The 26134-nt window shown below is 73.1% G+C and carries 25 protein-coding genes; 20 read left to right on the top strand and 5 right to left on the bottom strand.

Translation table 11 applies throughout. The annotated features are described in order from the left end of the window. Positions 1–189 precede the first annotated feature (189 nt). Positions 190–648, bottom strand: coding sequence for a GNAT family N-acetyltransferase (locus EAD96_RS03935; RefSeq protein ID WP_233585414.1), 459 nt, complete (start codon positions 646–648; stop codon positions 190–192). A 174-nt stretch (positions 649–822) separates the two neighbouring features. Here EAD96_RS03935 and EAD96_RS03930 point away from each other — a divergent pair, with 174 nt between their 5' ends. The 11 genes from EAD96_RS03930 to EAD96_RS03880 all read left to right on the top strand — a co-directional run bounded on the left by EAD96_RS03930 (position 823) and on the right by EAD96_RS03880 (position 13424). After that, positions 823–1932 (top strand): hypothetical protein, encoded by a 1110-nt coding sequence (locus EAD96_RS03930; protein ID WP_121683305.1) that lies wholly within the window; start codon positions 823–825, stop codon positions 1930–1932. 23 nt (positions 1933–1955) lie between these two features. Next, entirely contained in the window at positions 1956–2783 is an 828-nt protein-coding gene (locus tag EAD96_RS03925) for an MEDS domain-containing protein (protein ID WP_121683300.1), read from the top strand. Beyond that, on the top strand, positions 2780–3742 hold the full coding sequence (locus EAD96_RS03920; protein ID WP_121683299.1) for an anti-sigma factor RsbA family regulatory protein: 963 nt from the start codon (positions 2780–2782) through the stop codon (positions 3740–3742). Before EAD96_RS03925 ends, EAD96_RS03920 begins: the two co-directional genes overlap by 4 nt. 130 nt (positions 3743–3872) lie before the next feature. Further along, positions 3873–5342 carry a DivIVA domain-containing protein gene (locus EAD96_RS03915; protein WP_121683298.1) on the top strand — a complete coding sequence of 490 codons (1470 nt, stop codon included), beginning with the start codon at positions 3873–3875 and terminating at the stop codon, positions 5340–5342. 127 nt (positions 5343–5469) lie between these two features. Continuing rightward, complete coding sequence (locus EAD96_RS03910; protein WP_120570752.1) at positions 5470–5844, top strand: hypothetical protein; 375 nt, start codon at positions 5470–5472, stop codon at positions 5842–5844. A 43-nt stretch (positions 5845–5887) separates the two neighbouring features. Next, complete coding sequence (pip, locus tag EAD96_RS03905) at positions 5888–6838, top strand: prolyl aminopeptidase (RefSeq protein ID WP_121683297.1); 951 nt, start codon at positions 5888–5890, stop codon at positions 6836–6838. Positions 6839–6903: 65 nt separating this feature from the next. Next, positions 6904–7728 carry a metallophosphoesterase gene (locus EAD96_RS03900; RefSeq protein WP_121683296.1) on the top strand — a complete coding sequence of 275 codons (825 nt, stop codon included), beginning with the start codon at positions 6904–6906 and terminating at the stop codon, positions 7726–7728. After that, on the top strand, positions 7725–8387 hold the full coding sequence (locus EAD96_RS03895; protein ID WP_121683295.1) for a 4'-phosphopantetheinyl transferase: 663 nt from the start codon (positions 7725–7727) through the stop codon (positions 8385–8387). The genes EAD96_RS03900 and EAD96_RS03895 overlap by 4 nt, the downstream gene beginning before the upstream one ends. Before the next feature lie 92 nt (positions 8388–8479). After that, on the top strand, positions 8480–10741 hold the full coding sequence (locus EAD96_RS03890; protein ID WP_121683294.1) for a catalase: 2262 nt from the start codon (positions 8480–8482) through the stop codon (positions 10739–10741). An 86-nt stretch (positions 10742–10827) separates the two neighbouring features. Next, positions 10828–11928, top strand: a complete 1101-nt coding sequence (locus EAD96_RS03885; RefSeq protein ID WP_121683293.1) for an L-dopachrome tautomerase-related protein — start codon at positions 10828–10830, stop codon at positions 11926–11928. Positions 11929–12050: 122 nt separating this feature from the next. Beyond that, entirely contained in the window at positions 12051–13424 is a 1374-nt protein-coding gene (locus EAD96_RS03880) for a glycosyl hydrolase family 18 protein (RefSeq protein WP_121683292.1), read from the top strand. Positions 13425–13470: 46 nt separating this feature from the next. Here EAD96_RS03880 and EAD96_RS03875 read toward each other — a convergent pair whose 3' ends face one another. Together EAD96_RS03875 and EAD96_RS03870 are read right to left on the bottom strand one after the other, a co-directional pair. After that, positions 13471–14448, bottom strand: a complete 978-nt coding sequence (locus tag EAD96_RS03875; RefSeq protein WP_121683291.1) for a DUF2804 domain-containing protein — start codon at positions 14446–14448, stop codon at positions 13471–13473. Positions 14449–14518: 70 nt separating this feature from the next. Beyond that, positions 14519–15277 carry a peptidylprolyl isomerase gene (locus tag EAD96_RS03870; RefSeq protein WP_121683290.1) on the bottom strand — a complete coding sequence of 253 codons (759 nt, stop codon included), beginning with the start codon at positions 15275–15277 and terminating at the stop codon, positions 14519–14521. Positions 15278–15843: 566 nt separating this feature from the next. Here EAD96_RS03870 and EAD96_RS03865 point away from each other — a divergent pair. The 4 genes from EAD96_RS03865 to prfH all read left to right on the top strand — a co-directional run bounded on the left by EAD96_RS03865 (position 15844) and on the right by prfH (position 21286). Beyond that, positions 15844–19188 (top strand): RHS repeat domain-containing protein, encoded by a 3345-nt coding sequence (locus EAD96_RS03865; protein WP_121683289.1) that lies wholly within the window; start codon positions 15844–15846, stop codon positions 19186–19188. Between the two features lie 21 nt (positions 19189–19209). Further along, complete coding sequence (locus tag EAD96_RS31770) at positions 19210–19335, top strand: hypothetical protein (RefSeq protein WP_255498956.1); 126 nt, start codon at positions 19210–19212, stop codon at positions 19333–19335. Between the two features lie 200 nt (positions 19336–19535). Next, the gene (locus EAD96_RS03860; RefSeq protein WP_121683288.1) at positions 19536–20684 is read left to right on the top strand and encodes an RNA ligase RtcB family protein; all 1149 of its coding nucleotides are present in this window, start codon (positions 19536–19538) and stop codon (positions 20682–20684) included. After that, positions 20681–21286 (top strand): peptide chain release factor H, encoded by a 606-nt coding sequence (gene prfH / locus EAD96_RS03855; protein WP_121683287.1) that lies wholly within the window; start codon positions 20681–20683, stop codon positions 21284–21286. Before EAD96_RS03860 ends, prfH begins: the two co-directional genes overlap by 4 nt. A gap of 69 nt (positions 21287–21355) precedes the next feature. Here prfH and EAD96_RS03850 read toward each other — a convergent pair whose 3' ends face one another. Then, positions 21356–21775, bottom strand: coding sequence for a VOC family protein (locus EAD96_RS03850; RefSeq protein WP_121683304.1), 420 nt, complete (start codon positions 21773–21775; stop codon positions 21356–21358). 198 nt (positions 21776–21973) lie between these two features. On the opposite strand from EAD96_RS03850, the gene EAD96_RS03845 reads away from it, so the two are divergent. The 3 genes from EAD96_RS03845 to EAD96_RS03835 are packed head-to-tail and all read left to right on the top strand — an operon-like array spanning position 21974 to position 23798. Next, positions 21974–22315 (top strand): hypothetical protein, encoded by a 342-nt coding sequence (locus EAD96_RS03845; protein ID WP_147457828.1) that lies wholly within the window; start codon positions 21974–21976, stop codon positions 22313–22315. Then, entirely contained in the window at positions 22312–22941 is a 630-nt protein-coding gene (locus tag EAD96_RS03840; protein WP_121683285.1) for a hypothetical protein, read from the top strand. Before EAD96_RS03845 ends, EAD96_RS03840 begins: the two co-directional genes overlap by 4 nt. A gap of 29 nt (positions 22942–22970) precedes the next feature. Beyond that, entirely contained in the window at positions 22971–23798 is an 828-nt protein-coding gene (locus EAD96_RS03835; RefSeq protein ID WP_121683303.1) for a DUF72 domain-containing protein, read from the top strand. Positions 23799–23971: 173 nt separating this feature from the next. Here EAD96_RS03835 and EAD96_RS03830 read toward each other — a convergent pair whose 3' ends face one another. Then, positions 23972–24766: a DUF3152 domain-containing protein gene (locus tag EAD96_RS03830; RefSeq protein WP_121683284.1), complete on the bottom strand. Its 795-nt coding sequence runs from the start codon at positions 24764–24766 to the stop codon at positions 23972–23974. Between the two features lie 136 nt (positions 24767–24902). Between EAD96_RS03830 and EAD96_RS03825 the strand changes: the two genes are divergently transcribed. Both EAD96_RS03825 and EAD96_RS03820 read left to right on the top strand, forming a co-directional pair. Next, the gene (locus EAD96_RS03825; protein ID WP_121683283.1) at positions 24903–25406 is read left to right on the top strand and encodes a SigE family RNA polymerase sigma factor; all 504 of its coding nucleotides are present in this window, start codon (positions 24903–24905) and stop codon (positions 25404–25406) included. A 5-nt stretch (positions 25407–25411) separates the two neighbouring features. Then, entirely contained in the window at positions 25412–26131 is a 720-nt protein-coding gene (locus EAD96_RS03820; protein WP_233585416.1) for a hypothetical protein, read from the top strand. Positions 26132–26134: the final 3 nt, after the last annotated feature.

Here is a 26134-nt window from a genome sequence, read left to right as displayed (position 1 = left end):
CTCCCCTGCCACCTTCCCCGCCCCCATAATCGACACCAGTTCGGGGAGGTGGTGCCATCCCACTCCATGATCAACACCAGCTCGGGGAAATGGTGACATCGGACCGTCTCGGATGCAGCCACCTCCCCGAACCGGTGTTGATCTTGGATGGGCGGCGCAGGTGAGCCGGTCACATCAGGGGGCGGCGGGTCACTGCGGAGCGAGGTCGAGCAGGAAGGTCGGGTAGTCCGGCTGCGGGCACGGGTCGCCCCGATGGCCGAGCCGCTCGTAGAACGGCGCCGCCCGCTCGTGGTGGGCCTGCCACTCCAGGTGCCGGGCCCGCCCGCCGGCCCAGTGGTGGACCGCGGTGAACAACGAACGGCCCACCCCGTCCCGGCGGCGGTCCGCCCGGACGTACAGGTCGTGCAGGCGTACGGTGCGGTGCGCATCGCCGGAACGCAGGTGCGGCCCGTGGTCCTGGGCGGCGGCGTACCCGATCAACCCGCCCCCGTCGGTGGCGCCGAGCAGCGCCCAGCGGGGATCGGCCAGCAGCGCGGCGAACCGGAGCCGGTGGGCCTCCGGCGGGTCGTCGCCGACGCCCATGTCCCGCAACATCGGCCACAGGTGCGGCCAGTCCGGTACGCGCAGGTCCCGCACAGTGATCGGCATCGGTTCAGGATGCGGGCGGGACAGCGGGGCGGCGACCGGGTTTCGCGCCATCTGCGGCTGCCCTGACGATCGGGGCCGAACCGAAGCAAGCTGGTAAAAGCGCAGGTCAGAGCCATCTGGCCACCCGAAGACGTGCGGCCGGAGCGGCAGCCGAGCACGTCGAAGGAGAGCCTCATGGCCGCACCCGTCGTCCGTTCCGTCACCGCCGACCAGACCGTCCTGCTGCCCGGGCAGTCGACCACCGTACGGGTCGACGCCTTCCACCCCGACTCGCGGCTGCTGACGCTCGCCGGCCGGGTCAGCGACCCCACCGGCGTCACCTGGGACAGCCCCATCCGGGTGGATCTGAGCGTCCCGCTGACCGTCCAGCTCGCCAGCGCCTCGCCGGGGGTGACCATCACACCCAGCGGCGCCGATCCGAGCCGCTTCACAGTCACCGTGCTGGCCGGCCGGGGCACGGTGACGCTGACCGCGACGGCGCGTGACGGCGCCGGCCGCACCGGCACGGGCACCACCACGCTGACCGTGCCGCTGCTGGTCGGGATGAGCGCCGAGAAGGGCGCCCGGACGCAACGGGCGGTGGCCGACTACCCGGGGATCCGCTACATGCGCGACTTCGGCACGGACGGCCCGGACGCGGACGCGCTGCCGGAGCTGCCCCCGCTCAACGCCGGGAAGTTCGCCGACGCGCCGTCGGCCGTCATGCACGTCAGCTGGAAGGACGACGTCGAGCAGCTGGCCGGCTGGCTCGACGGCGTGAACCGCCCGATCTACCTGACCTGGTACCACGAGCCGATGGGCGATGTGGCCCCGGCCACGTACCGGGCGACGGCGAGCCGGGTGACGCAGATCGTGGCGGCGCACCGCAACCGGCGGTGGGTGCTCGGGCACGGGCCGATCGTGACCCGCTACTGGCTCGACGAGGGGCGCGGCAACCCGGCCGACTGGGGTTACCCGGGCATGACCCACTACGGCGTGGACTGCTACTCCCGGGACACCGCCGCGTACTGGCCCGCCTCCCGGATGTTCGGGGTGGCCTTCGGCAAGGTGCGCGCCGCGTACCCGGGCATCCGGCTGCTGGTGCCCGAGTACGGGCTGAGCCGCACCGCCGCCGACACCACCGGCGCGGGCCGGGCGCGGACGATCCGCGAGCACGTCACCTGGCTGCGGCAGCAGAACGACGTGGACGCGATCGCGTACTGGAACAACTGGGCCGAGTTCGAGCTGGGTGACCCGCCGCTCGAGGCCACGGCCTGGCGCGATCTCCAGGTGGGCTCGGCATAGACTGGGCCCATGAGGCGTAGTCGGTGACCAGCGGGAGCGTGACGCACCCGGGCTACACCCACGGCTGCCTCGCCTACGACGACCCGGCCGTGCTGCGCGCGCTTGCGGTCGAGCAGGTCACCGCCGGCCTGGCCGCCGGTGAGCAGGTATGGGTGGTCTGTCCGGAGGATCGCGCCACTGTCACCGGCTGGCTGGCCTCGGTTCCCGGGGTCGACGCCGCGCGCCGGCGGGACGCGCTCCGGCTGGTTCCCGTCGGCGAGGCGTACCGGCACGACGAGGTGGTCGACCCGCAGCGACAGGTCCGGGCGTACGTGCGGGCCACCACCGAGGCGCTGACCGCCGGGCACACCGGCCTGCGGGTGCTGGCCGAGGCGACCAGCCTGGTCCGCACGACCGCCCAGCGGGACGCCTTCGCCCGCTACGAGCACCGCATCGACCACTGGATGCGACACCGGCCGATGTCGGCGATCTGCGCCTACGACCGCCGGCAACTGGACGACGCGGCGATCGCCGAGCTGGCCTGCCTGCACCCGGAGACCAACGCCGACGTGCTGTTCCGGCTGCACGCCGGCGGCGGCGACTCGGTGGTGGCGCTGGCCGGCGAGCTGGACCCGTCCAACCACCGGGACTTCGCCGCCGCGCTGGAGCGGGCCGACCCGCGGCCGGTGGCGGGACGGCTGGTGTTCGACGCCGCCGAGCTGCGGTTCGTCGACCACCGCAGCCTGCTGCACCTGCGGGACCATGCCCGCCGGCACGACGCCGTCGCGGTGCTGCGCACGCCGAGCCGCGCCCCGGCCCGGCTGGTCGACCTGCTCGGTCTGTCCGAGGTACGGGTGGAGGTCGTCCGATGAGGAGCGGCGCGGCCTCCGGCCACGTGGGCTACTTCCACGAGGCGTTCGTCTACGACTCCGACGAGGAGTTGCTGGCGGTGGCGCTGCCGTTCCTGCTGGACGGGGTCGCGGCCGGCGAGCCGACGGCGGTGAACCTGGACGAGCGCAACGCCGAGCTGGTGCGCCGGGCGCTGCCGCCGGGCGCCGAGGTCACGTTCCTGCCGGTCGGCGACGTCTACGCCCGGCCCAGCGTCGCGCTGCGCTCCTACCGGGAGCTGCTGGCCTCGTACGTGGCGGCGGGGGCGGCGCAGATTCGCATGGTCGGCGAGCTGCCTCCGGTGATGCTCGGCGCGACCTGGGACTGGTGGGCGCGCTACGAGTCGGCGATCAACCACGCCTACGACGACTTTCCGCTCTGGGGCATCTGCGCCTACGACCGGCGGGGCACGCCCGCGCACGTGCTCGCCGACGTGGCGCGTACCCATCCGCGGGTGGCGCGGCCGGACGGCGGGCACGAGCCGGCCGGTCTCTACACCGAGCCGACGAGCTACCTGACCGAGTTCCGTCCGGCGCCCGCTGATCCGGTGCAGCGGACCGTGCCGCTGGTCGAGCTGATCGATCCGACGCCGGCCCGCGCCCGCGCCGAGGTGCGCGCCGCCGACCGTGGCCTGCTCACGCCGGACGGCCTCGACGGCCTGGTCATCGCCGTCAGCGAGGTGGTGAGCAACGCGCTGCGCCACGGTGAGCCGCCGGTGTGCCTGCGGTTGTGGCGCGCGCCGGACCGGATGGTGGTGACCGTCCACGATCGGGGCAGCGGCCCCAAGGATCCGTACGCCGGGCTGCTGCCGGCGGGCGACGGTTCCGACGGCGGGCTGGGCCTGTGGATCAGCCACCAGAGTTGCGACCACGTGACGTACCACCGGGACGCGGGCGGCTTCACCATCCGCCTGACGGCGGGGAACCCGCACTTCCCGGTCTGACCGCGCCGCCGGTCGGCGGGCAGGGGGCGGGGCGAGCCCCGCGCGCGGACGCGGTACCGTAGCGCCTCATCGTGCCCTGCGGGGCGGTCATCCGCCGGCCTGGCGCTGGCGAACCGACGGAGGATGGCGCATGTCCAACGGTGCCGAGCCGTTCGCATCCCACGACGACCTGTCCGCGCGTCCGCGGTTCGATCCCGCGTTGCGCGGCTACGACAAACGTCAGGTGGACCGGTACGTCGAGCAGGTCGACGCCGAGGTGAGCGCGCTGACCGCCGCGCGGGACCGGGCGTACGCGCAGGTGCGCGACCTGACCGCGCAGGTGCAGCGGGCGCAGGCCGAGACGGTGGAGCTGCGCGACCGTCCGACTGCTGTGGACCGGGCGTCCTTCCGCGACCTCGGCCCGATGGTCGACCAGATCCTGGACCTGGCCGAGAAGCAGGCCGGCCAGATCACCGACTTGGCCACCCGGCGCGCGGAGGACGTCCAGGGGCAGGCGGAGAAGCTGCTCGCGGCGGCGCAGGAGCAGGCCGCGCGGGAGCGGCGTGAGCTGGACGAGGAGCTGTCCGCCCGCCGGGCCGAGCAGGAGCGGGTGGACGAGGAGCGGCGGGCCGCCGCGCAGGCGGAGCTGGCCGCCGTGCGGGAGCTGGCGGAGAAGCTTCGCGTCGAGGGCCAGGCCGTGCACGACCGGGCCCAGCAGGAGGCGAAGCGGATCACCGAGCAGAGCGCGCAGCAGGTCGAGCAGGCGCGCTCGGCGTCCGAGGCGCTGGTGAAGGCCGCGCGGACGCAGATCCAGCAGGAGGTCCAGGCCAACCGCAGCAAGGCCCAGCAGGAACTGGCCCAGTGGCAGGCCACGATGGCCAAGGAACTGGACGAGCGGCGGGCCGCCGCCGAGCAGGAGCTGGCCGACCGGGCCGCCGCCGCCGAGAAGGACATCGCCGCGCTGGTCGCCGAGGCGCAGCAGTACGCCAACGAGGTCCGGGAGCGGGCCGACGAGGAGACGGCGGCGCACCAGGAGCAGCTCGCCGGCGTGCAGCGGGAGATCCAGCAGCGGCAGGAGACGCTGACCGGGCTCAAGGCGGAGCTGGAGACGGCCGGCCGGCAGCTGGAGGACACCCGCCGGGAGATCGCCACCATCGAGCGGACCGGCGCGGAGCTGGAGGAGCGGCTGGTCGGCGTACGCCGGGACCTGGCCTCGGAGAGCAGGCGGCTCGACGAGGCGCGGCGCGCGGCGGACCTGGCCGAGCAGCACGCCAAGGAGACCCGGGCCCGGGTGCAGCGGGAGGCCAAGCGGGTCGCCGACCTGGCCGCGGCGGCGGTCATGGCGGCCGCTGCGGGCGGCGGGGAGACCGCCGAGTACCCGCAGGTGGCGACGCGTCCGGCGATCACCGTCCCGGCCGAGGTGGCGCCGCGGGCGGTGGACGGGCGGATCGAGCCGGACGCGATCGAGCCGGACCGGTCGGAGCCGCCTGCGGTGGAGCCGATCGTGGAGCGGCTGGACGGGCCGAGCTTCGACGCGTTCGCGGTCCGCACGCCGGCCCCGCGCGGGGTGCCCGAGGTGGAGAGCACGGGTACTGACAACGGCGTACCGGCTACCGCCTGAGCAACCGTCGCCGCCCGTCCGGGCCGGGCCGGCGGCGGCACCGCATCTTGCCCATCGACCTTGCTATATGCAAATATTTGGATCGATCTGCTGATGCGTCTCGATCTTTATTCGGGGGTTGACGGGTATGCGGAAGATTTCCTCGATCGGTGCCGCCGTCGTCCTGACCGTCGCCTCGGCGGGCGCCGTGGTGGCCGGTACGGCCGGACCGGCGAGCGCCGGGTGCAGCCACTCGCACTCCAACGTGGACAGCAAGTTCGGCCAGCTGTTCAACGCCACGAACGTCAACATCCGCACCGGACCGCACACCACCTGCGCCTCGCTGGGCTACGGGCAGCTCAGTCACACGGTCGACTTCCACTGCTTCGCCAGCGGCGACCGGGTCAGCGCGAACGGCCACACCACCTACACGTGGACGTACCTGCGGGACGTCACCACCGGTGTCTCCGGCTGGGTCGCCGACGCGCTGCTGGACAACCTCGGCGGCAACGTCGCCTGCTGACCGGGACCACCGGGAGGCCCTTCGGCGGGCAGAATGACCGGGCATGACCGGCCTGCACCCGCCCGTCGAGCCGTACGCCACCCACCGCGTCCCGGTCGGTGACGGCCACGTCCTGTACGTCGAGGAGGTCGGCCGGCCGGACGGCGTACCCGTGGTGTTCCTGCACGGCGGGCCCGGCGGCGGCCTGGTGCCGGTGGCCCGCCGGTTCTTCGACCCCGCCCGCCACCGGGCCGTGCTGTTCGACCAGCGCGGCGCCGGGCGCAGCACCCCGCACGGCGAGGTGCGCGCCAACACCACCTGGCACCTGGTGGCCGACCTGGAGACGATCCGGCAGCGGCTGGGCAGCGGCTCCTGGCTGGTGTTCGGCGGCTCGTGGGGCACCACGCTCGGCCTGGCGTACGCCCAGACGCACCCGGAGCGGGTGACCGGCCTGGTCCTGCGCGGCGTGCTGCTGCTGCGGCGCAGCGAGCGGGACTGGTTCTACCAGGGCGGGCTGCGCCGCCTCCAGCCCGAGGAGTGGGAGCGGTTCGTCGCGCCGGTCCCGCCGGACGAGCGCGACGACGTGCTGGCCGCGTACCACAGGCGGTTGCACGGCCCGGACGAGGCGCGGGCCCGGGAGTACGCGCGGGCCTGGGGACGGTGGGAGGCGGTCAACTCGTCGCTGCGGCCCGACCCGGAGCTGCTCGCCCACTTCACCGCCGACGACCAGGCGCTGCCGGTGGCCCGGATCCTGTCGCACTACGCGGTGCACGGCGGCTTCCTCGCCGAGGGCCAGTTGCTCGACGGCGTGGACCGCATCCGGCACCTGCCCGCAGTGATCGTCAACGGCCGCTACGACCTGTGCTGCCCGCCGGTGTCCGCGTACGACCTGGCCCGCCGGTGGCCGGAGGCGGCGCTGCGGATCGTGCCGGACGCCGGGCACTCCGCGGCCGAGCCGGGCGTGACCCGGGAGGTGCTGCGCGCCCTGGACGAGGTGACCGCGAGGGTCGGCTGACCGGCGCCGGACCTCCACCGGTCCGCGCCTGGTCATCCGGGAGCACCGCTGGCAGGATCGGCCGGGTGACGGGTGCGCTGTACGCGGTCAGTGACCTCCACGTGTCGTACGCGGAGAACCGCGCGGTGGTGGACGGCCTGCGGCCGGAGACGGCGGACGACTGGCTGATCGTGGCCGGCGACGTCGGCGAGGTCTTCGCCGACGTGGAACGGACGCTGCGGCTGCTGCGCGACCGGTTCGCGACTGTGGTGTGGGCGCCGGGCAACCACGAGCTGTGGACCCACCCCAACGACCCGGTGACGTTGCGCGGGGTGGCGCGTTACGACGCGCTGGTGGCGATGTGCCGTGAGCTGGGCGTGCTGACCCCGGAGGACGAGTACGCGGTGTGGCGGGGCGCGGGCGGGCCGGTCACCGTCGCGCCGCTGTTCGTGCTCTACGACTACTCGTTCCGCGCCCCCGGCACCACGACCAAGGAGGAGTCGCTGCGCGCGGCGTACGACGCCGGCGTGGTGTGCACCGACGAGATGCTGCTGCACCCCGACCCGTACCCGGACCGGGAGTCCTGGTGCGCGGCCAGGCTGGAGCAGACGCGGCGACGCCTGGAGGCCACCGACCCGGCGCTGCCCACGGTGCTGGTCACCCACTGGCCGCTGGTGCGCCAGCCGACCGAGGTGCTCTGGTTCCCGGAGTTCGCGCAGTGGTGCGGCACCGATCAGACCGCCGACTGGCACGTGCGCCACCGCGCCGCCGTCGCCGTCTACGGCCACCTGCACATCCCGCGCACCACCCACTACGACGGCGTGCGGTTCGAGGAGGTGTCGCTGGGTTACCCGCGCGAGTGGCGGCGCCGCGGCGGCGAGCCGGCGCCGATGAAGCGGATCCTCGGATGATCGGGGCGCTGCTGCCGGCCGGGGCGCTGGCCGTCGAGGCGTTCGCCGACGTGCCGGACGAGGCGCCGTACCCGGGCGAGGAGGACCTGGTCGCGCGCGCGGTCGCCGCGCGCCGCCAGGAGTTCGTCACGGCCCGCCGCTGCGCGCGGGAGGCGCTGGCCCGGCTCGGGTACGCCCCGGCGCCGATCCGCCCCGGTCCCCGCCGGGAGCCGGTCTGGCCGGCCGGCGTGGTGGGCAGCATCACCCACTGCACCGGCTACCGGGCGGCGGCGGTGGCGCCGGCCGGGGCGCTGGCCGGGCTGGGCATCGACGCGGAGCCGCACGAGCCGCTGCCCGACGGGGTGGCCGGGGTGGTCCTCACCGCGGGCGAGCCGGAACGGCTGGCCGCGCTGCGCGCCGCCGACCCGGCGACGCACTGGGACCGGCTGCTGTTCAGCGCCAAGGAGTCGGTCTACAAGGCGTGGTACCCGCTGACCGGGCGCTGGCTCGGCTTCGAGGAGGCGGAGCTGACCTTCGACCGGTCCGGCGGGTTCACCGCCCGCATCCTGGTCGACGGCACCCGCACCGACGGCGGCCCGCCGCTGGACGTCCTGGACGGCCGCTGGCTGGTCGCCGGCGGGCTGCTGCTCACCGCCGTGGCCGTGCCGCACCGACCCTGACCAGCGATACCGCGATTGTTCCGGTTTGCCCGGCCCGACCTGGGGTACGGCCGAAGGGGCCTGGACATTTCGCTGTAGGAGGACAGGTCCTGATGGAATCCAGCAAGCCCACCCAGATCGTCAAGGGTGTCGTCGAAGCCGCCGTCGAGAAGGTCGGCGACGCGCTGACTCCGGACGTGCCGGGCGCACCCGGCAGCGCGCCACCACCACTGGAGGAGCCGACCACGCCGCACGGGCCGCTGCCGCCCAAGGACGAGCAGGGCGCGCCGGACACCCGGACCCCGACCGGCGCCGAGACCGGCGTGCCGAAGATCGCCAAGGGGCAGCAGGGCGCGTACCTCACCACCGCCAACGGGCACCGGCTGCGCGACACCGACCACTCGCTCAAGGCCGGTCCGCGCGGCCCGGTCCTGCTCCAGGACCACCACCTGCGGGAGAAGATCACCCACTTCGACCACGAGCGGATCCCGGAGCGGGTGGTGCACGCCCGGGGCGCGGGCGCGCACGGCACGTTCGTGGCGTACGGCACCGCGGAGGAGGTGACCCGGGCCGGGTTCCTGAAGAAGGGCCGCGAGACGCCGGTCTTCGTCCGCTTCTCCACCGTGCTGGGCTCGCGCGGCTCGGCGGACACGGTCCGCGACACCCGCGGCTTCGCCACCAAGTTCTACACCGACGAGGGCACGTTCGACCTGGTCGCCAACAACATCCCGGTCTTCTTCATCCAGGACGCGATCAAGTTCCCGGACGTGATCCACGCCGGCAAGCCGCACCCGGACCGGGAGATCCCGCAGGCGCAGAGCGCGCACGACACGTTCTGGGACTTCGTCTCGCTGCACACCGAGGCGCAGCACCACACCATGTGGAACATGTCCGACCGGGGCATCCCGCGGTCCTACCGGACCATGGAGGGCTTCGGCGTGCACACGTTCCGCATGGTCGACGAGGCCGGTGCGACGGTGCTGGTCAAGTTCCACTGGAAGCCGAAGCTGGGCGTGCACTCCCTGACCTGGGAGGAGGCGCAGCTCATCGGCGGCATCGACCCGGACTACCACCGCCGCGACCTGTACGACGCGATCGAGGCCGGCGCGTTCCCGGAGTGGGAGCTGGGCATCCAGGTCTTCCCGGACACGCCGGAGGAGACGTTCGCCGGGATCGACCTGCTCGACCCGACGAAGATCGTGCCGGAGGAGCTGGCGCCGGTGCAGCCGATCGGCAAGCTCACCCTGAACAAGACGCCGCGCAACTTCTTCGCCGAGACCGAGCAGGTGGCGTTCCACGTCGGGCACCTGCCGCCGGGCATCGACGTGACGAACGACCCGCTGTTGCAGGGCCGCCTCTTCTCGTACGTGGACACGCAGCTCACCCGCCTCGGCGGGCCGAACTTCACCCAGATCCCGATCAACCGGCCGCATGCCGACGTCAACGACATGCTGCGCGACGGCTTCCACCAGCACGCGGTGCACGCGGGCGTGGCGCCGTACCGGCCGAACTCGCTCGACGGCGGCAACCCGTTCCCGGCCGGCGACCGGGAGCACGCGTTCGTGGACACGCCGGTGACGGTGGCCGAGGCGCCGAAGGTGCGCGCCTCGCCGGCCTCCTTCGACGACCACTACAGCCAGGTACGCCTGTTCTGGCAGAGCATGTCGCCGGTGGAGAAGGAGCACATCATCCGGGCGTACACGTTCGAGCTGGGCAAGTGCTACCACCAGGCGATCAAGGAGCGGCAGCTCCAGTGCCTGGCCAACGTCGACCCGGTGCTGTGCGAGCAGGTCGCGATCGGCCTGGGCCTGCCCGTGCCGCAGCCCACCGTGCCGCTGGCGGAGGTGCAGCCCAGCCCCGCGCTGTCCCAGGTCGGCCGGGAGTGGCCGGCCGACGGCCGGATGGTCGGCATCGTGGTCGACGCCCAGGGCGACATGGGCGACGTGCACGAGGTACGCCGGGCGGTGTTCGCCGCCGGCATGGTGCCGCTGCTGATCGCCGCGCACGGCGGCACCGTCGACGGTCTGCCGGTGCAGCGCACGTTCGCCACCGGCCGCTCGGTCGAGTTCGACGCGGTGCTGCTGGCGGGCGCGCCGGCCCCGGCGCCGGACGCGCTGCCGGCCCGCGACGCCAAGGCCGGCGCGCCGGGCTCCTCCACCGTCGACCCGCGGGTGCTCCTGCTGGTCGAGGAGGCGTGGCGGCACGCCAAGGTGATCGGCGCCTGGGGCGCGGGCGCCGAGGTGCTGCACCAGGCCGGCGTCACCGGCACGCCCGGTGTGGTCACCGGCGGTTCCGGGGCCGAGGTGCTCACGGAGGTGCAGCGGCTGATGGCGGCGCACCGGGTCTGGGAGAGGTTCCCGGCCTCGGTCGCCTGATCTCGTCCACGTGCGTGGGGCGGTCCCGGATCCGGGACCGCCCCACGTCCACGTTTGCCGCGGTCCCGCCCGGGAACGAGCAGTGGATGAACGGGCCTGTGGCCGACGAACCGGTCGGCGAGCTGGAACTGGTGCACACCTTCACCGGGGCGATGCCGACCGGGGTGAGCGTGTCGCACACCGGCCGGATCTTCGTCAACTTCCCGAAGTGGGGCGACGAGGTGCCGGCCACCGTCGTGGAGCTGCGCGACGGCCGTGAGGTGCCGTTCCCCGACCGGGACTGGAACGATCCGTCCGGCGACGACGACGCGGGCGCGTTCGTCTCGGTGCAGAGCATCGTGGTCGACCCGGCCGACCGTCTCTGGGTGCTCGACACCGGCAGCCCGATGTTCCAGCCGACGAAGCCGGGCGGGCCGAAGCTGGTCCGCGTCGACCTGGACACCGACTCCGTCGGACAGGTGATCACCTTCCCGGCCGACGTGGCGCTGCCCACGACGTACCTCAACGACGTCCGGTTCGACCTGCGCCGCGGCGAGGCGGGCATGGCCTACATCACCGACTCCTCCGACTCCGGTCCGAACGGTCTCATCGTGGTGGACCTCGCCACCGGGGAGTCCTGGCGCCGGCTGCACGAGCACCCGTCCACCAAGGCCGAACCGCTGTCGGCGTTCCGGCCGGTGGTGGAGGGGCGGCCGTTCCTGCAACGCCCGGCCGACGGGCCGGCGAAGCCGGTGTCGATGGGCGCGGACGGCATCGCGATCTCCGCCGACGGCGCCCGGCTGTACTACTGCCCGCTCGCCTCGCGCCGCTGGTACAGCGTGGCCACCGACGCGCTCGCCGACCGGTCGCTCGGCGACGACCAGGTGGCCGCCACGGTGGTGGACGAGGGCGACAAGGGCACCGGCTCCGACGGTCTGGAGACCGACGACTCCGGAGCGCTCTACCTGACCGCGTACGAGCACGACGCGGTGCTGCGACGCCGCCCGGACGGGGAGTTCGAGACGGTGGTGCACGATCCGCGCCTGCTCTGGCCGGACACCATGTCGGTAGCAGTCGACGGCCACCTCTACGTCACCGCGAACCAGCTGCACCGGCAGGCGACCTACCAGGGCGGACGGGATCTGCGGCGCAAGCCGTACGCGCTGTTCCGGGTGCCGATCGACGCCGGGCCGGTGCTGCTGCGCTGACCGAGGGCGCACGCCGCGTCACGTATCGAAGTGTGTCGTTGACGCCTTAGTTAATACTCTTTAATATTTGGGCCACCTCGAGGAAGACCCCCATCCGCCCCCGTCCCCCGGGAAGGCCCTCGATGCCCAGACCTCACCTCCGGCGGCGCCTGGCCGCCGGTGCGCTCGCGCTGGCCACCACCGCCGCGACGCTCACCCTCGCCCCGACCGCCGCCGAGGCCGCGGTACTGCCGAACAACTTCAAGAGCGTCGGCTACATGCCGTCCTGGAGCGGCAACGTCAACACCATCCAGTACGGCAAGCTCACCCACATCAACTACGCGTTCGTGCTCCCCAACGGCGACGGCAGCCTGCGCCCGGTGGAGAACCCGTCCAAGCTCTCCTCGCTCGTGTCGCTCGGGCACGCCAACAACGTCAAGGTCTCCATCGCCGTGGGCGGCTGGAACGACGGCGACGACTCCGCGTTCGAGGCGCTCGCCGCCAACTCCGGCTCGCGCAGCGCGTTCGTCAACAACCTGATCGCCTTCGTCGGCCAGTACAACCTCGACGGCGTGGACATGGACTGGGAGTACCCCGACCCGGGCGCCTCGGCGAACAACTACACGCTGCTCATGCAGCAGCTCGGCAGCGCCCTGCACAGCCGTGGCAAGCTGCTCACCGCCGCCGTGGTCTCCGAGGGCTACTACGTCGACGGGGTGCCCGCCGCCGTCTTCGGCTCGGTGGACTGGCTGAACATCATGGCGTACGACGGCGGCAGCCCGCACGCCGGCTACGACTGGTCGATCGCCAGCGTCAACAGGTGGAAGTCGCGCGGCCTGCCCGCCGCCAAGGCGGTGCTCGGCGTGCCCTTCTACAGCCGCCCCGGCTACTACACCTACTCGGCGCTGGTCGGCATGGACCCGGCCAACGCCAACCGGGACTGCACCACAGTCGGCGGCGCGCAGCAGTGCTACAACGGCGTACCGACCGTCAAGCGCAAGACGCAGTGGGCCATGGCGAACGCCGGCGGGATGATGAACTGGGAGCTGTCGCAGGACACCACCGGTTCGACGTCGCTGGTCAGCGCGATCTACGACACCGTCACCGGCGGCGGCAACCCGCCGCCGGCCGGGCGCACCGGGCCGGTCACCGGCATCGGCGGCGCCTGCGTGGACGTGGCCGCCGCGAGCACCGCCAACGGCACCGCGATCCAGCTCTACGGCTGTAACGGCACCGCCGCGCAGAGCTGGACCGTCGGCGGCGACGGCACGCTGCGGGCGCTGGGCAAGTGCCTGGACGTGACGAGCGCCGGCACCGCGAACGGCACGAAGATCCAGCTGTGGGACTGCAACGGCACCGGCGCCCAGGTCTGGCAGGCGCAGAGCAACGGCACGCTGCGCAACCCCGCGTCGGGCCGGTGCCTGGACGCCACCGGCAACAGCTCCGCCAACGGCACCCGGCTGCAGATCTGGGACTGCTTCGGCGGCGCCAACCAGGTCTGGCGACTGCCGGCCTGACCCCCAGGGCTCCCCGCCGGGCTGTCCCACCCGGCGGGGACCGGCCTCACCAGCGGTTGCGGGCCTCCTCGGCCCATCCGACCAGGCCGTCCAGATCCACGCGCTCACCGTCGTCGATCGCCGCCCAGCCGGTGAAGTGCCCGAAGCACTGGTGCGTCTCCCCGGCCAGCACGAGCAGGTTGGTACGCGCCACCCGCTCGTGGAACGGGTGGAACGTCACGTCCACCCGGTCGCCCGTGATCCGCCACGGCCGCAGCCAGTCGGTGCGGTCGTACTCCCAGGTCAGGTCCGCGCCGATCTTGTGCAGCCGCCCGTCGACGAACACCGCGTTCTCGGTCGAGCCGGTGCCGTCGGTCCACGTGCCGCCGAGCTGGATCGCCCGGCCCGGGCCGCTGCCGGCCGCCCAGTTCCACCGCACCGCGTACCGCCACTTGCCCCGGCCGTGGTCGAGCGCCGCGTACGACCCCTCCCCCACCGGGTACGCCGTGCCGTCCACGGTGAGCGTGCCGTGCACCGGCCGGCCGATGTCCTTGACCGTGTACTGGAACCGGCGGGTGCTCCACGGCACCACCACGCCGAGCGACTCGTGCCCCGGCGGCAGCGGCACCGTCAGGTCCACCTCGACGCCGGGTGCGCTCGCCCGCACGGTGCTGCCGTCCGGGCCCTGGTCCACCGCGACGGTCAGCTTCCCGCCCCGGGCGCGGACCGGTCCCGTGCCGCTGACCGGCGGCAGCACGGTGCCCCGGGCGAACGGCACCACCGCCTCCGCCGTGGTCTCCCGGCCGGTGCGCCGGTCGAGCAGGTAGAGGCTCTGCACCCCGGCGTAGTCGAGCGACGAGGCGACCAGGCCGAGGATGTGCGTCGGCGTGACCACGCCCCAGTGCTCCCACCGCTTGGCCCGGCCCCAGCCACGCAGGTTCGCCCGGTGCAGTGGCCTGCGGCTCCAGCCGACCGCGTCCGGGTTCAGCCGCCCGTCCGGCCGGCACAGGTCGACCGGCTCGGTGATCTCCCGCTCATGCGTCATCGCCGCAGGCTACCGAGGGCGGCGCGGGCCCGGCGGGCGGCCTGGACGGCCGTCCCGCCGGGCCGTCGCGTCAGCGTCCCCGCTTGGCGCGGCAGATCTCCACCGGCACCGCCGGGGCGCCGTCGACCGGAGCCGGATCCTCCGGCGTGGGCGCGATGCCGCCGGCGGAGATCCGGTCCAGCGTGGCCAGCCCGGCCGCGTCGACCTGGCCGAACACGGTGTAGTTCGGGCGCAGCGCCGAGTCGGCCTGGACCAGGAAGAACTGGCTGCCGTTGGTGTCCGGGCCGGCGTTGGCCATGGCGAGCGTGCCGCGCGCGTACAGACGGCGTACGCCGGTCGGGTCGGTCGGTGCCGGCGGTAGGTCGGTGGGCAGCTCGTCGCGGTAGCGGTAGCCCGGGCCGCCCTCGCCGGTGCCGGACGGGTCGCCGCACTGCAGGACCGTCAGCGTCGGGTACGCGGTGAGCCGGTGGCAGGGCGTCCGGTCGTAGAAGCGCTTCCGCACCAGGTGCAGGAAGCTCTGCACGGTGCACGGCGCCTGCTCGCGGTCCAGCGTCAGCCCGATCGGTCCCTGGTTGGTGCGCAGCGTGACCCGCACGGTGCCCCGGTCCGGCGTCCGGCGCGGGTCCGGCGGCAGCGGCACCGGACGGGCGGCCGGCTCGTCCGGCGTGGGCGTGTACGCGCACGGTCCCTTGGTCGGCGCGGGATCGGCGGCGGGCGCCGCGGTCGCGGCGACACCTGCGGCGGCGACGATCGTCGCGGCGGCCAGGCTCACCCCGGCGAGGCGGGCCAGCAGGGGTAAGGCGGCGTGCGTTCGGGTCTCGCTCGACACGGTGGTCCTCCCTGGACTCGTGGTACCAGAACGACCGGAGTCTATGGATCGGGTGGGACGATGTCGACGCCGCCCACGCCGCGGGCGAGGCCGTTGCCGACCGCGAGAGCAGGAGGCGGTGACGCGGCTCTCACGCTCAGTGAGAATACCGTCCGAAGTGTCCGTTAGGCCGCTTAGGTGACAACCATTCGTGATCGTCATTGACAGCTCCACAATTGCGTCGATAGGTTCATTGCCATCCATCAAGCGCCGGCGCGAAAAGAACGGGGATAATCGCAAGCCGGACGAAGGAATTGGCTTCGGCGGCCACAGCCGTCCGCGCCGTCGCGCGGCATCGTGTCCGTCTCAACCGCGTCACGCCCTACCTCGCCACCCAGAAAGCCCCTGGCAGGGAGGCTGAAAAGGCTGCCTTCGCGCAGCCTGACGCCATCATCTCACCGCATTGCCGAAATGCATGCCGACTCTAGGCGTGCGCAATTTCGGTCGCCCATCGGCGCCGTTTCGCAGTCATGCGCAAACGGCAATTCACCCTGCCCGACAATCGTCGGATCCGTCGAGGAGAGTAGATGCAGAAACGTCGTTCCATAGCGGTGGCGACCGTACTCGCCACCGTCGCGTCGGCCTGGCTGGCATCGCCCGCCGCCCCCGCCCGGGCCGCCGCGCCGGCCGGCTCCACGAGCCTCACCCCGGTGGTGTCGCCACGCTCCGGCGACACCGTCAAGCTGTTCGACACGCCGCGCCGGGCGAACCGGACGTTCCTCGCCCAGGGAGCGGCACCGACCGTGCCGAAGGGCACCGGGCCGGTCCGCAACGCCACCCAGGTTCCGTTCTCGATCAGCGACCGCCTCCAGGCGAAGGTGAACGTCGGCTCGGGGAACCTGCTCCTCACCAGCAGCGAGCTGACCCTGCCGGGCGTCGCGGGCAACGTGACCATCGGCGCGGCGTTCAACAGCCTCCTGGTCGGCACGGATCTCCCCCAGGGCGCACACGGCCCCGGCTGGCGAACCCGCGCCGGAATGGACGTCCGGCTGGTCAAAGCGGACGACGGCTCGGTCACGTACGCCGCCGCCGACGGCGTGGTCGGCAAGTTCACGGTGCTCGGTTCCGGCTACAAGACGCCGGTGGAGTTCAAGGCGGTCCTGGCCAAGGACGGCACCGGCTGGAAGCTCACCGAGCACGGCGGCAAGCGGCTCTACTTCGACTCGTCCGGCCTGTTGACGAAGACCCTCGATCGCAATGACAACGCCACCACGTACACCTATGCCAGCGGCAAACTGAGCAAGGTCACCTCGGACCGGGGCAACGGCACGGTCCGCTCGGCCGTACCGACCTATACCGGGAACCAGATCACCAAGTACCGGCAGACCGGCGACGACGGCGCATGGCGTGAGGTGTCCTACCAGTACGACTCGGCGAGCCGGCTCACCACCATCCAGTCGGCCACCTGGCGCAAAGTGCTGTTCGACTACAACAGCGCCGGCGACCTGGTGAAGATCACCGCGATGGACAACTCGTTCACCACCTTCACCTACGACGGCCAGCACCGGGTCACCTCGGTCACCCAGGTCACGAACGTCCCGACCATGACGGGATCCACCACCCGGTTCGCGTACCCGACGTCCTCCCAGACGCTCGTCGCGGACGCGCGCCAGGACCTCGGCCAGCCGGTGGCCTCCGTGCCGCACCTCACCTATGACCTGAACAGCGACAAGAAGGTCACGAAGGTCACCGACACCGCGAACAACGAACGGGAGACCTCCTACACCCCCTTCGGGGACGTGGCCGGCACCGTCTCGCCCGAGGGCGGCACCGTCGCGAACACCTACGGCGCCAACAGCGGGGAGTCGCTGACCAAGTCGGCCTCGCCCACCGGGGCGAGCGCGTCCGCCGCGTACGCCGGGGTCGCCTCCTCCACGAACCCCACCGCGAACTTCCAGCCCAGCTCGTCGATCGACACGCAGAACAACGGCTCCACCTACACCTACAACGGCGTCGGGAATCGCACCTCCGCCAAGGACGCGCTGGCGGCCGAGGCGAAGGTGGACTACAACTCGGACGGCACCGTCAAGTCGTCGACCGATCCCGGCAACGGCACCAACGCCACCACCTACAGCTACGACGCGAACAAGCAGGTCACCAAGCTCACCCCGCCCACCGGCAACGGGCTCGTCGCGAAGACGTTCGCCTACGACAACTTCGGCCGGCTGAAGACGGTGAACGACGGGTGCGTCACCACGTACGAGTACAGCCTCGACGACCGCATCAGCAAGGTGTCGCACTCCGGTTGTGGCACCGCCGGCGAGGTCACGTTCGAGCACGGTGGCTCCGGCAACCTGATCAAGCGCACCGACGTCACCGGCGTCACCACCTACCTGTACGACACCCTCAACCGGCTACGGCAGCGGACCACCCCGACCGAGACGTTGTCCTACGTGCCCGACGCCGTCGGCAACCTGGTCAAGCTCACCGACGGCCGGGGCACCACGCAGTACTACTACAACGCCCGCAACCTGCTCGTGCGCACGGACACCGCCGGCGGCACCCGCTACAACTTCCTGTACGACAAGAACGGCAACCGGACCACCACCTACTTCGCCACGGACGAGACGAACAGCACCTGGGCGATGAAGACCACCACCACCTACGACAAGTCGGACCGTCCGCTGCGCGTCACCACGAAGCGCTTCTCCAGCAGTCCGGCAACCGTCTCGGACATCACCTACTGCTACGCCCGGTACGTCTCCGGCCAGGGGTGCTCGACCGACAAGGCCGACGACACCGGCCTGCGCCAATGGCAGAAGGACGAGGCGACCGGCACCGTCAGCCAGTTCAGCTACGACAAGGGCAACCGGCTGACCAAGGCCACGAACATCGGCGGCAAGACCTACGAGTACGCCTACGACACGAACGGCAGCCGTACCACGGTGAAGGTCGACGGCAGCACCACCCAGTCGCTGACCTTCAACTCCGCGAACCAGATCACCTCGGCCAACAACACCTACGACGGCCGGGGCAGCCAAACCAAGAGCAGCGCTCCGGCCGTCACCACGATGGGTTACAACGGCCTGAAGCAGATGACCACCGCCGGAAGCGGCAGCTACGCCTACGCCGGCGCCGACCAGGTCGAGCTGACCACCGGAAACGGCACCACGATGGTGTACGGCCAGGAGGACCAGTACGGCGTGCCCGCGCTCCAGTCCTACCGCAACGGCACGGGAACCGTCTTCGTCGAGCGCGACGGGACCGGCTCGCTGCTCGGGCTGCGGACGAACAACCGCGACTACGCCTACGTCCTCGACGGGCAGGGCTCCCCGATCGCCGTGATCGGATCGGACGGCACCACGGTCGCCACGTACCGGTACGACCCCTACGGCACGATCACCAGCTCGGACGAGTACTACCTCGGGCAGACCAACATCCTGCGCTTCGCCGGTGGCGTCTACGACGCCGGCAGCCGGTACACGAAGTTCGGCCAGCGCTGGTACAACGCCGCCCACGGCCGGTTCACCCAGCAGGACAGCCTCAGCTTCATCGGCAACCCGGCGAACGGCAACCGGTACGCGTACGCCGGCGACAACCCGATCGGCAACATCGACCCGACCGGGCAGGACAGCGAGAGCATCGGCTTCGAGATCTGCTACGTGCTCTGCGCCGGCCTCAGCTACGAGTGGGACGACGAGGGCAACCAGGGCGTCACCGGAACCATCGGCACCGGCGCCGGCGCCTCGGTCGGCTACCAGAAGGGCAGCGGGAACGTGGAGGACGGCGGCGGCGTGTACGGCCAGTGCTCCCTCGGCGGTTTCAGCGCGGGAGCGGAGGTCGACTGGCAGGGCGAGTCGGACTACAACGGCGGCGTCGGCAGCGGCGGAACGGGTTGCTCGACAGGCTTCCAGGGAACCTACGCCTTCTGACCCCACCACGTGAGGACTGACATGGACCTGCTCGCCGCCACGATCGCTGCCCGCTCACCTCTGCCCGCGCCGGTGCTCGCCGGATTCTTCGTCCTGGTGGCGCTGCTGCTCGTTCTCGTCGTCTACCTGAGGAGCCGCCGCCGGTAGGCGTCACGGCCCGGACGGCCGGCCGGTCTTCTCGACCGGGCCGGCCGTCCGCGCGTTCCGGCCGGGAAAGTCAGTTGCCGCGCCGGACGGTGTGGGGAAGGGTCATCGGCATGACGTTCTGACGGATCGCACCCCAGCCCGCAGGCCCTCGCCGCCTGCCGCCCGCCGTTCTCCGCGTTCTTCCCCAGAAACGAGCGTCTGTGTCCGCGTACCCCTCCGGGCGGGCCGTCGTGCCCGCCACCGTCTCCGTCTTCTCCTCCCCCGGCAGCTGGATCGAGTCCGCCGCGCTCGACCAGTGCCGGCAGGTCGCCGCCCTGGACGGCATGGCGCACGTCGCCGCCATGCCGGACCTGCACCCCGGCAAGGGCGCGCCGATCGGCGCCGCGATGTCCTCGAAGGTGCTCTACCCGTTCCTGGTCGGCTCCGACATCGGGTGCGGCATCGCGGTCTTCCCGATCGCGCTGCGCCGGGTCGTACCCGAACGGCTCGCCGCCCGGTTCCCCGACCTGGACCGGGCGCTCGACCCGGACACCGACGACCCGGCGTGGTCGATGCTGGACGGCGAGATCCCGGCCGGTCACCTCGACGGGCTCGGCACGGTCGGGCGCGGCAACCACTTCGTCGAGCTGGCCCGCGTCGGGCCCGTCCTCGCGGCGGAGCACGCCGCGCGGCTCGGGCTGGACGCCGGCGACCTGGTGCTCGTCGTGCACTCCGGCTCGCGCGGGCTCGGCGAACGGATCCTGCGCGAGCACACCGAGGCGCACGGCGCCGGCCCCGCACCCGACCCGGACGCCTACCTGGCCCGGCACGACGCCGCGGTGCGGTGGGGTTCGCTCAACCGGCGGCTGCTGGCCGCGCGGGTCGCGTACGCGCTCGGCGCCGAACCGACCGAGCCGGTCGTCGACCAGTGCCACAACCTGGTCGAGATCCGCGACGGGCGCTACCTGCACCGCAAGGGCGCGGCGCCGGGCGACGGGCGGGACGTGCTGATCGCCGGCACCCGCGGCACGCCCTCCTACCTGGTGGCGGCGCACGCCGGGCCGGAGGCCGGCTACTCGGTGGCGCACGGCGCCGGGCGCAAGATGTCCCGCGCCGACGCGCTGCGCCGGGGCCGGGCCAAGCACACCGTCGAGGAGCTGCGCCGTACGCCGGTCGGCTCGATCGTGGTGTGCGGCGACCGGCAGCTGCTGTTCGAGGAGGCGCCCACCGCGTACAAGCGCATCGAGCAGGTGATCGGCGACCTGGTGGCGCACGACCTCGCCACCCCGGTCACCACGACGATTCCGCTGGTCACCTACAAGACGCCGGACGTGGGTCGTCGCGACGAGCGCCGGAAGGGCCGCCGGTGACCGAGCTGCTGCTGTCCGCCGGACGCGGACCGGCCGAGTGCGCGTGGGCGCTGGCCCGGCTGCTGTCCCGCCTGGAGGGCGAGGCGACCCGGCGAGGTCTGCGTACCGACCGGGTCGAGACGGTGGCCGGCGACCGGGCCGGCACCTACCGGTCGGTGCTGGTCCGGATCACCGGCGCCGGGGCGGAGGCGTTCGCGGCCGGGTGGACCGGCACGCTCTGCTGGCAGGCGCCCAGCCCGTACCGGACGGGTCACGGACGGAAGAACTGGTACGTCGCCGCGCGGACGTGCCGGACCGACGTGGTGGTCACGCCGTTCGACGAGGCCGACATCGAGTTCGTGCCGTGCCGTACCGGCGGGCCGGGCGGCCAGCACCGCAACAAGGCCAGCACCGCCGTCCGGGCCACACACCGCCCGTCGGGCCGGACCGTGGTGGTCGACACCGAACGGCACCTGCACCTCAACCGCCGTATCGCGGTCGAGCTGCTGCGGCAGCGGATCGCCGCCGACGACGAGGCGGCCCGGCGCGCGGGCGTCGACGCCCGGTGGCGGATCCACGACGACCTCGTGCGCGGCGACCCGGTACGGGTGGAGCGGCCGTAGGGCGGGCCGGGCCGTGACCCGTGCCCGCCGTCGGCGGCCGGCCCCACCGTCCGGGCCCGGCGGCCGGCCTCACGCGACGAAGACGCAGAACGGGTGGCCGGCCGGGTCGGCGTACACCCGTAGCGGCTCGTCCGGGTCGTCGGACCGGTCCCGCAGCAGCCGCCCGCCGAGCGCGAGCACCCGCTCGTGCTGCCGGTCCAGCTCGGCCACCGACGGCACGGTCAGGTCGAGGTGCAACTGCTGCGGCACCTCCCCCTCCGGCCAGGTCGCCTCCGGCAGCCGGTCGACCTGCTGGAAGGCCAGTTGCGGCGCGCCCTCCGCGGTCCGCAGCACCAGCCAGTCCCGGCCGCGCTCGTCCGGCGCCGCCGGTGGCTCGTCACCGGGCCGGTAGACCAGGCCCAGCAGCGCGCGGTAGAACTCGGCCAGGGCGCGCGCGTCGGTGCAGTCCAGCACCACCTGGCACAGCCGCAGACCCGGTCCGTCGGTCATCGTCACCACCTCCGGCCTCCTCTTGCCCCGCCGGTCGCGGCGCAATCCGCCGCGATGACGCCCCGCCGGTCGCGACCCGATCCGACGCGGTGACGCCCGGCGGTCGCGGCCCGGTCCGTCGGCGCTGACCGGTCCGGCTACCGTGGGCGCGGCGGACGGGCGGCCCCAGCCCGCCGACGTGGCGCGCGAGGAGGACGGATGCGACGGAGAAGGACCGGTCTGGCGGCGGCGCTGGCGACAGTGGCCCTCTCGCTCGCCTCCTGCGGCGGCGGGGACGCCGGCACCGATCCCGAGACCTACCTCCGCGACGCGATGCGCGAGGCCGTGTCCGTCAAGCAGGAGACCGGGCAGTTCCCCCGGGGCGTGAGCGATCTGTCGATCGGGGACTACGACGGCGTCGGCGTCGTCACGTTCGTCACCGACAACGACGCGTCGGCGCTCTGCGTGCAGCTGTCCGTGCCCGACGCCAAGCGCAGCGTGTACTCCTCCGACCCGGGACAGGTCACCGACGGCGCCTGCGACATGGACCGCGTCCGGTGAACCCGCTCGTGCAGCGCTTCCGCGCCGTGGTCGCGATGTGGATCTTCGTCGGCTGGGGCGGGTTCCTGCTGGCCGGGTTCCTCGGCCTCGCCCTGCTGACCCAGACGGGTCCGTTCGCGGCCGCGTCGACCTTCTCCGCCGCCGCCGAGTTCGCCCCCGGCGCCGAGATCAAGGTGCGGGACACCGGCATACGCCCCGGCAACATCCTGATCCTCGCCACCCCCGCCACTGTGGACCCCGCCACCGTCCGGTGCACCGCGAAGAGCCGGGTCTACTCCACCGGCGAGCAGCGGTCCAGGGAGCTGACCGGGGCCCGGCCCGAGGGGACCGCGGCGGTGATGCGCGACCGCGGCGAACCCCGGCAGTTCACTCCGGTGCTGGCTACCGAGGGCACCGGCTGGATGGAGACCGACTTCGTGAGCTGCACCGGCGCCGGTGCAGAGGCGTTCGCGCTGACCACCGCCAAGGGCATCCAGAGCGACCGGTTCCGGCTCGGCGCCGGACTGCTGCTCATGCTGCTCGCCCCGGTGCTCGCCAGCCTCGGCTGCCTCGCGCTGTACTTCACCCGGAAATGGAACCGGGGGGCGGCTCTGCGCGGTGGCTCGACGAGTTGGCCCTACCGGTGACCGGGCTGCGCCTGCACGTGGGCTGTGCCATGTGGACGCACAAGTCCTGGTCCGGCCGCTTCCTGCCGCACCCGCTGCCCGCGCACGAGCGGCTGCGCGCGTACGCCGGGTGGTGCGACGCGGTGGAGGGCAACACCACGTTCTACGCGACCCCGGCCCGGGAGACGGTGGCGTCCTGGGCCGAGCAGACCGACCCGGGCTTCCGTTTCCTGCCGAAGCTGCCGAAGGTGGTCACGCACGAGCGCCGGCTCACCGGCGGCGAGGCGGAACTGCGGGCGTTCCTGCACGCGATGGAGCCGCTCGGCCCCCGGGCGGACGCGCTCTGGATCCAGCTGCCCGGCTCGTTCGGCCCCGGTGACGTGCCCGACCTCGACCGGTTCCTGCGCACGCTGCCCGGCGGTCACCGGTACGCCGTCGAGGTCCGCCACCCCGCCTTCTTCACCGAGGCCGGTGCGGTACGCGCGCTGGAGGCGACGCTCGACCGGGCCGGCGCCGAGTGGATCCCGTTCGACACCACAGCGTTCTTCCGGACGCCGCCGACGAGCGACGCGGAGCGGGAGGCGTGGACGCGCAAGCCGCGCCTGCCGCTGCGTACCCGGGCGCTGACCGACCGGCCCGTCGTGCGCTACCTGGGCCGGGACGACCCGGCCCGCACCGTCGAGGGCTGGCAGCCGTGGCTGGACGTGGTCACCGGATGGTTGCGGGAGGGCCGCTCGCCGACCGTGTTCGTGCACACGCCGGACAACGCGGACGCGCCCGAGCTGGCCCGCCGCTTCCACGACCAGGTCCGCGAGCGGGTGCCCGGGCTCGTGCCGTTACCGGAGCCGGAGCCGGTCGGCCCGGCCACGCTGTTCTGAGCGCCGGGTGGGATCGCCGGCCCGGTCATGCTGTTCCGGGCGCCGGGTGGGATCGCCGGCCCGGTCATGCTGTTCCGGGCGCCGGGTGGGATCGCCGGCCCGGCCGGGCGCAGGCGCGCCCGACCGGACGGTCCGCGCAGCCCGGCCGCTCAGACCCGGCGCCGGACCGGGCCTCAGCCCGGTCGGCCGCCCTCGGGCGGGGGCAGGCGGTCGTCGTACGCGCCGGACCGGCCCGCGTACCGCTCGCCGCGCAGGAACGGCAGCGGGTTCGGGGTGCAGCCGTGCAGGCCGAGTGTCTGCTGCTGCATCACCGGCGCCGGACGCCCCCGCCCCGGGCAGCGCTCGTGCCCGTGACCGAGACGGTGGCCGACCTCGTGGTTGACCACGTACCGGCGGTACGCGGTGAGGTCGCTCCCGTAGGCGGGCGCGCCGAGCACCCAGCGGGCCACGTTCACCACCACCCGGTCCCCGTTACGGCAGGACGTGTACCGGTCCGGCCCGTCCCCGCACAGGTCGTCGCGCGTACCGGGGGTGGCGAGGTAGACGGTGAAGTCGGCGGGCTCACGGGCGCCGACGCGGCGCAGGGCGGTCCGTCCATCGGTCGTCCAGCCACCCGGGCCGGCGAGGATGCCGGTGACCTGCGCCCCGAACTCGGCCGGTGGCAGACCTGTGATGTCGCGCTCCACCGCCACCCGGTAGCGCAGCAGCCGGCCCGTACCCCTTGTGGTGGCCGGCTCGGCGGCGGCGTACCGCCATCGGTTGCCACCCTCGGCGGGATAGCCGATCCGCGCCGGCCGGGACCGGACGGGCGCCGCCGCCGACGCGGCCGGCGCGGCAGCGGACGGCCCGGCCGGCTCGGACAGCGCGACTGCGGGCTGGTCGGCCCCTGCCGGTGTGCAACCGGCCAGCGACACCGCCAGCGCGATCACCGCCGCGCCGCCGCGTGTCCGGTCCACGGTCCTGGTCATCTCGTCTCCCCTCGGCGCCCGGTCGGGGGCGCGGGGATGAGGACGGGTGACCCGTCGCGAAAGTTGGTCCGCCGGGGACTCAACCTTTTCCGCGTCCCGCACGTCCCTACCGGGGTGAGAGGTGCAGAGGACCGGCATGGCCCGGGGTGACGCGGAGTTCGTCGAGTTCGCGCGGACGTCCTCCGCGCGGCTGACGCACGCCGCCTTCCTCATGACCGGCAACCACCACCACGCCGAGGACGCCGCCCAGACCGCGCTCGTGCGCACGTACGCGTCCTGGTCCCGGATCCGCAACGGCGACCCGTACGGCTACGCCCGTTCGGTGCTGGTGAACCACCTCGTCGACACCTGGCGGCGGCCGATCCGCGAGTACCCGAGCGACGACCTCCCGGAGCGGCACGGCGGCGACCTGGCCGAGGAGGTGGCGACGCGGCGGTGGCTGGTCACCGCGCTCGGCACGCTCACCGCGCGGGAACGCGCCGTCGTCGTCCTGCGCCACTACTTCGACCTGCCGGAGGCCCAGGTGGCCCGCGAACTCGACGTGTCCGTCGGCACCGTCAAGAGCACCTCGTCCCGGGCGCTGGAGAAGCTGCGTACCGCAGGTCTGTCCGCGCCCCGACCGCAGGAGACGTGCCGGTGACCGAGATGGACGAGCTGCGCCGCGCGATGCGGGCGACCGAACGGGCCGACGGCCTGGACATCGCGGACATCATGCGCCGGGGACGCCGACTGCGCCGCCGCCGGCGGGTCGGCGCCGGGGTCGCGGCGGCCGTGGCGACGGTCGCGGTGGCGGTCGGGGTCGACGCCGTGGCGACGCGGCCCGGCCCGCCGGACCTCCCGGCCGGGGAGCCGGTCGCCACCGCGTCCACCGGCACTCCCCCACCCACGCCGACCGCCGCGCCGGCCCCGACCGAGTCGCCGCTGCGGCCGCTCGGGACCGTCGTGGACAGCGGCATCCGGTACGGCACCGACGCGCGCGTGTTCTTCATGGTCCCGGTCGACGTGCCGGAACTGCCACGTGTGACGATCGGCCTGGTCGCCGGGCGGCGCGCGCCGGACGGCCACCTGACGTCCGACTTCCTGGTCAACGACGTGTCCGGCAGCGACCGCCGGGCCGGGTTCCACGAGATCGGGTACGACCAGCAGCGGGTGCCCACGGACACGTCGGTACCGACGTTCGGCTACTTCGTCGGCCCGGCGGCACGCATCGTCGGGACAGTCGGCGGCCGGCAGGTCGAGGCGAAGCTCGCCCGGTGGAGCGAGGACCGACAGGTGGTGATCTTCTGGTTCGACCCGGCGACCCTCGCTCCGGGAACCCCGCTCGACGGCATCACCGCCCGAGACCCCCAGGGCCGCCGCCTGTAGCCC

The sequence above is a fragment of the Micromonospora sp. BL1 genome (assembly GCF_003667485.1).
GTDB lineage: Bacteria > Actinomycetota > Actinomycetes > Mycobacteriales > Micromonosporaceae > Micromonospora > Micromonospora tulbaghiae.
Note: the sequence above shows the minus strand (reverse complement) of the source record. Positions and strands in the feature narration are given on the sequence as shown.

Excerpts from the sequence above, each read along its gene's own strand:
- EAD96_RS03885 (WP_121683293.1), top strand. The coding sequence starts at position 10,828 with ATGAACGGGCCTGTGGCCGACGAACCGGTCGGCGAGCTGGAACTGGTG.
- EAD96_RS03910 (WP_120570752.1), top strand. The coding sequence starts at position 5,470 with ATGCGGAAGATTTCCTCGATCGGTGCCGCCGTCGTCCTGACCGTCGCC.
- EAD96_RS03865 (WP_121683289.1), top strand. The coding sequence starts at position 15,844 with ATGCAGAAACGTCGTTCCATAGCGGTGGCGACCGTACTCGCCACCGTC.
- EAD96_RS03920 (WP_121683299.1), top strand. The coding sequence starts at position 2,780 with ATGAGGAGCGGCGCGGCCTCCGGCCACGTGGGCTACTTCCACGAGGCG.
- EAD96_RS31770 (WP_255498956.1), top strand. The coding sequence starts at position 19,210 with ATGGACCTGCTCGCCGCCACGATCGCTGCCCGCTCACCTCTGCCCGCG.
- EAD96_RS03890 (WP_121683294.1), top strand. The coding sequence starts at position 8,480 with ATGGAATCCAGCAAGCCCACCCAGATCGTCAAGGGTGTCGTCGAAGCC.
- EAD96_RS03895 (WP_121683295.1), top strand. The coding sequence starts at position 7,725 with ATGATCGGGGCGCTGCTGCCGGCCGGGGCGCTGGCCGTCGAGGCGTTC.
- EAD96_RS03845 (WP_147457828.1), top strand. The coding sequence starts at position 21,974 with ATGCGACGGAGAAGGACCGGTCTGGCGGCGGCGCTGGCGACAGTGGCC.
- EAD96_RS03835 (WP_121683303.1), top strand. The coding sequence starts at position 22,971 with ATGTGGACGCACAAGTCCTGGTCCGGCCGCTTCCTGCCGCACCCGCTG.
- EAD96_RS03915 (WP_121683298.1), top strand. The coding sequence starts at position 3,873 with ATGTCCAACGGTGCCGAGCCGTTCGCATCCCACGACGACCTGTCCGCG.
- EAD96_RS03825 (WP_121683283.1), top strand. The coding sequence starts at position 24,903 with ATGGCCCGGGGTGACGCGGAGTTCGTCGAGTTCGCGCGGACGTCCTCC.
- EAD96_RS03830 (WP_121683284.1), bottom strand. The coding sequence starts at position 24,766 with ATGACCAGGACCGTGGACCGGACACGCGGCGGCGCGGCGGTGATCGCG.
- EAD96_RS03820 (WP_233585416.1), top strand. The coding sequence starts at position 25,412 with ATGGACGAGCTGCGCCGCGCGATGCGGGCGACCGAACGGGCCGACGGC.
- EAD96_RS03935 (WP_233585414.1), bottom strand. The coding sequence starts at position 648 with ATGCCGATCACTGTGCGGGACCTGCGCGTACCGGACTGGCCGCACCTG.
- EAD96_RS03850 (WP_121683304.1), bottom strand. The coding sequence starts at position 21,775 with ATGACCGACGGACCGGGTCTGCGGCTGTGCCAGGTGGTGCTGGACTGC.
- EAD96_RS03930 (WP_121683305.1), top strand. The coding sequence starts at position 823 with ATGGCCGCACCCGTCGTCCGTTCCGTCACCGCCGACCAGACCGTCCTG.
- EAD96_RS03880 (WP_121683292.1), top strand. The coding sequence starts at position 12,051 with ATGCCCAGACCTCACCTCCGGCGGCGCCTGGCCGCCGGTGCGCTCGCG.
- pip (WP_121683297.1), top strand. The coding sequence starts at position 5,888 with ATGACCGGCCTGCACCCGCCCGTCGAGCCGTACGCCACCCACCGCGTC.
- EAD96_RS03875 (WP_121683291.1), bottom strand. The coding sequence starts at position 14,448 with ATGACGCATGAGCGGGAGATCACCGAGCCGGTCGACCTGTGCCGGCCG.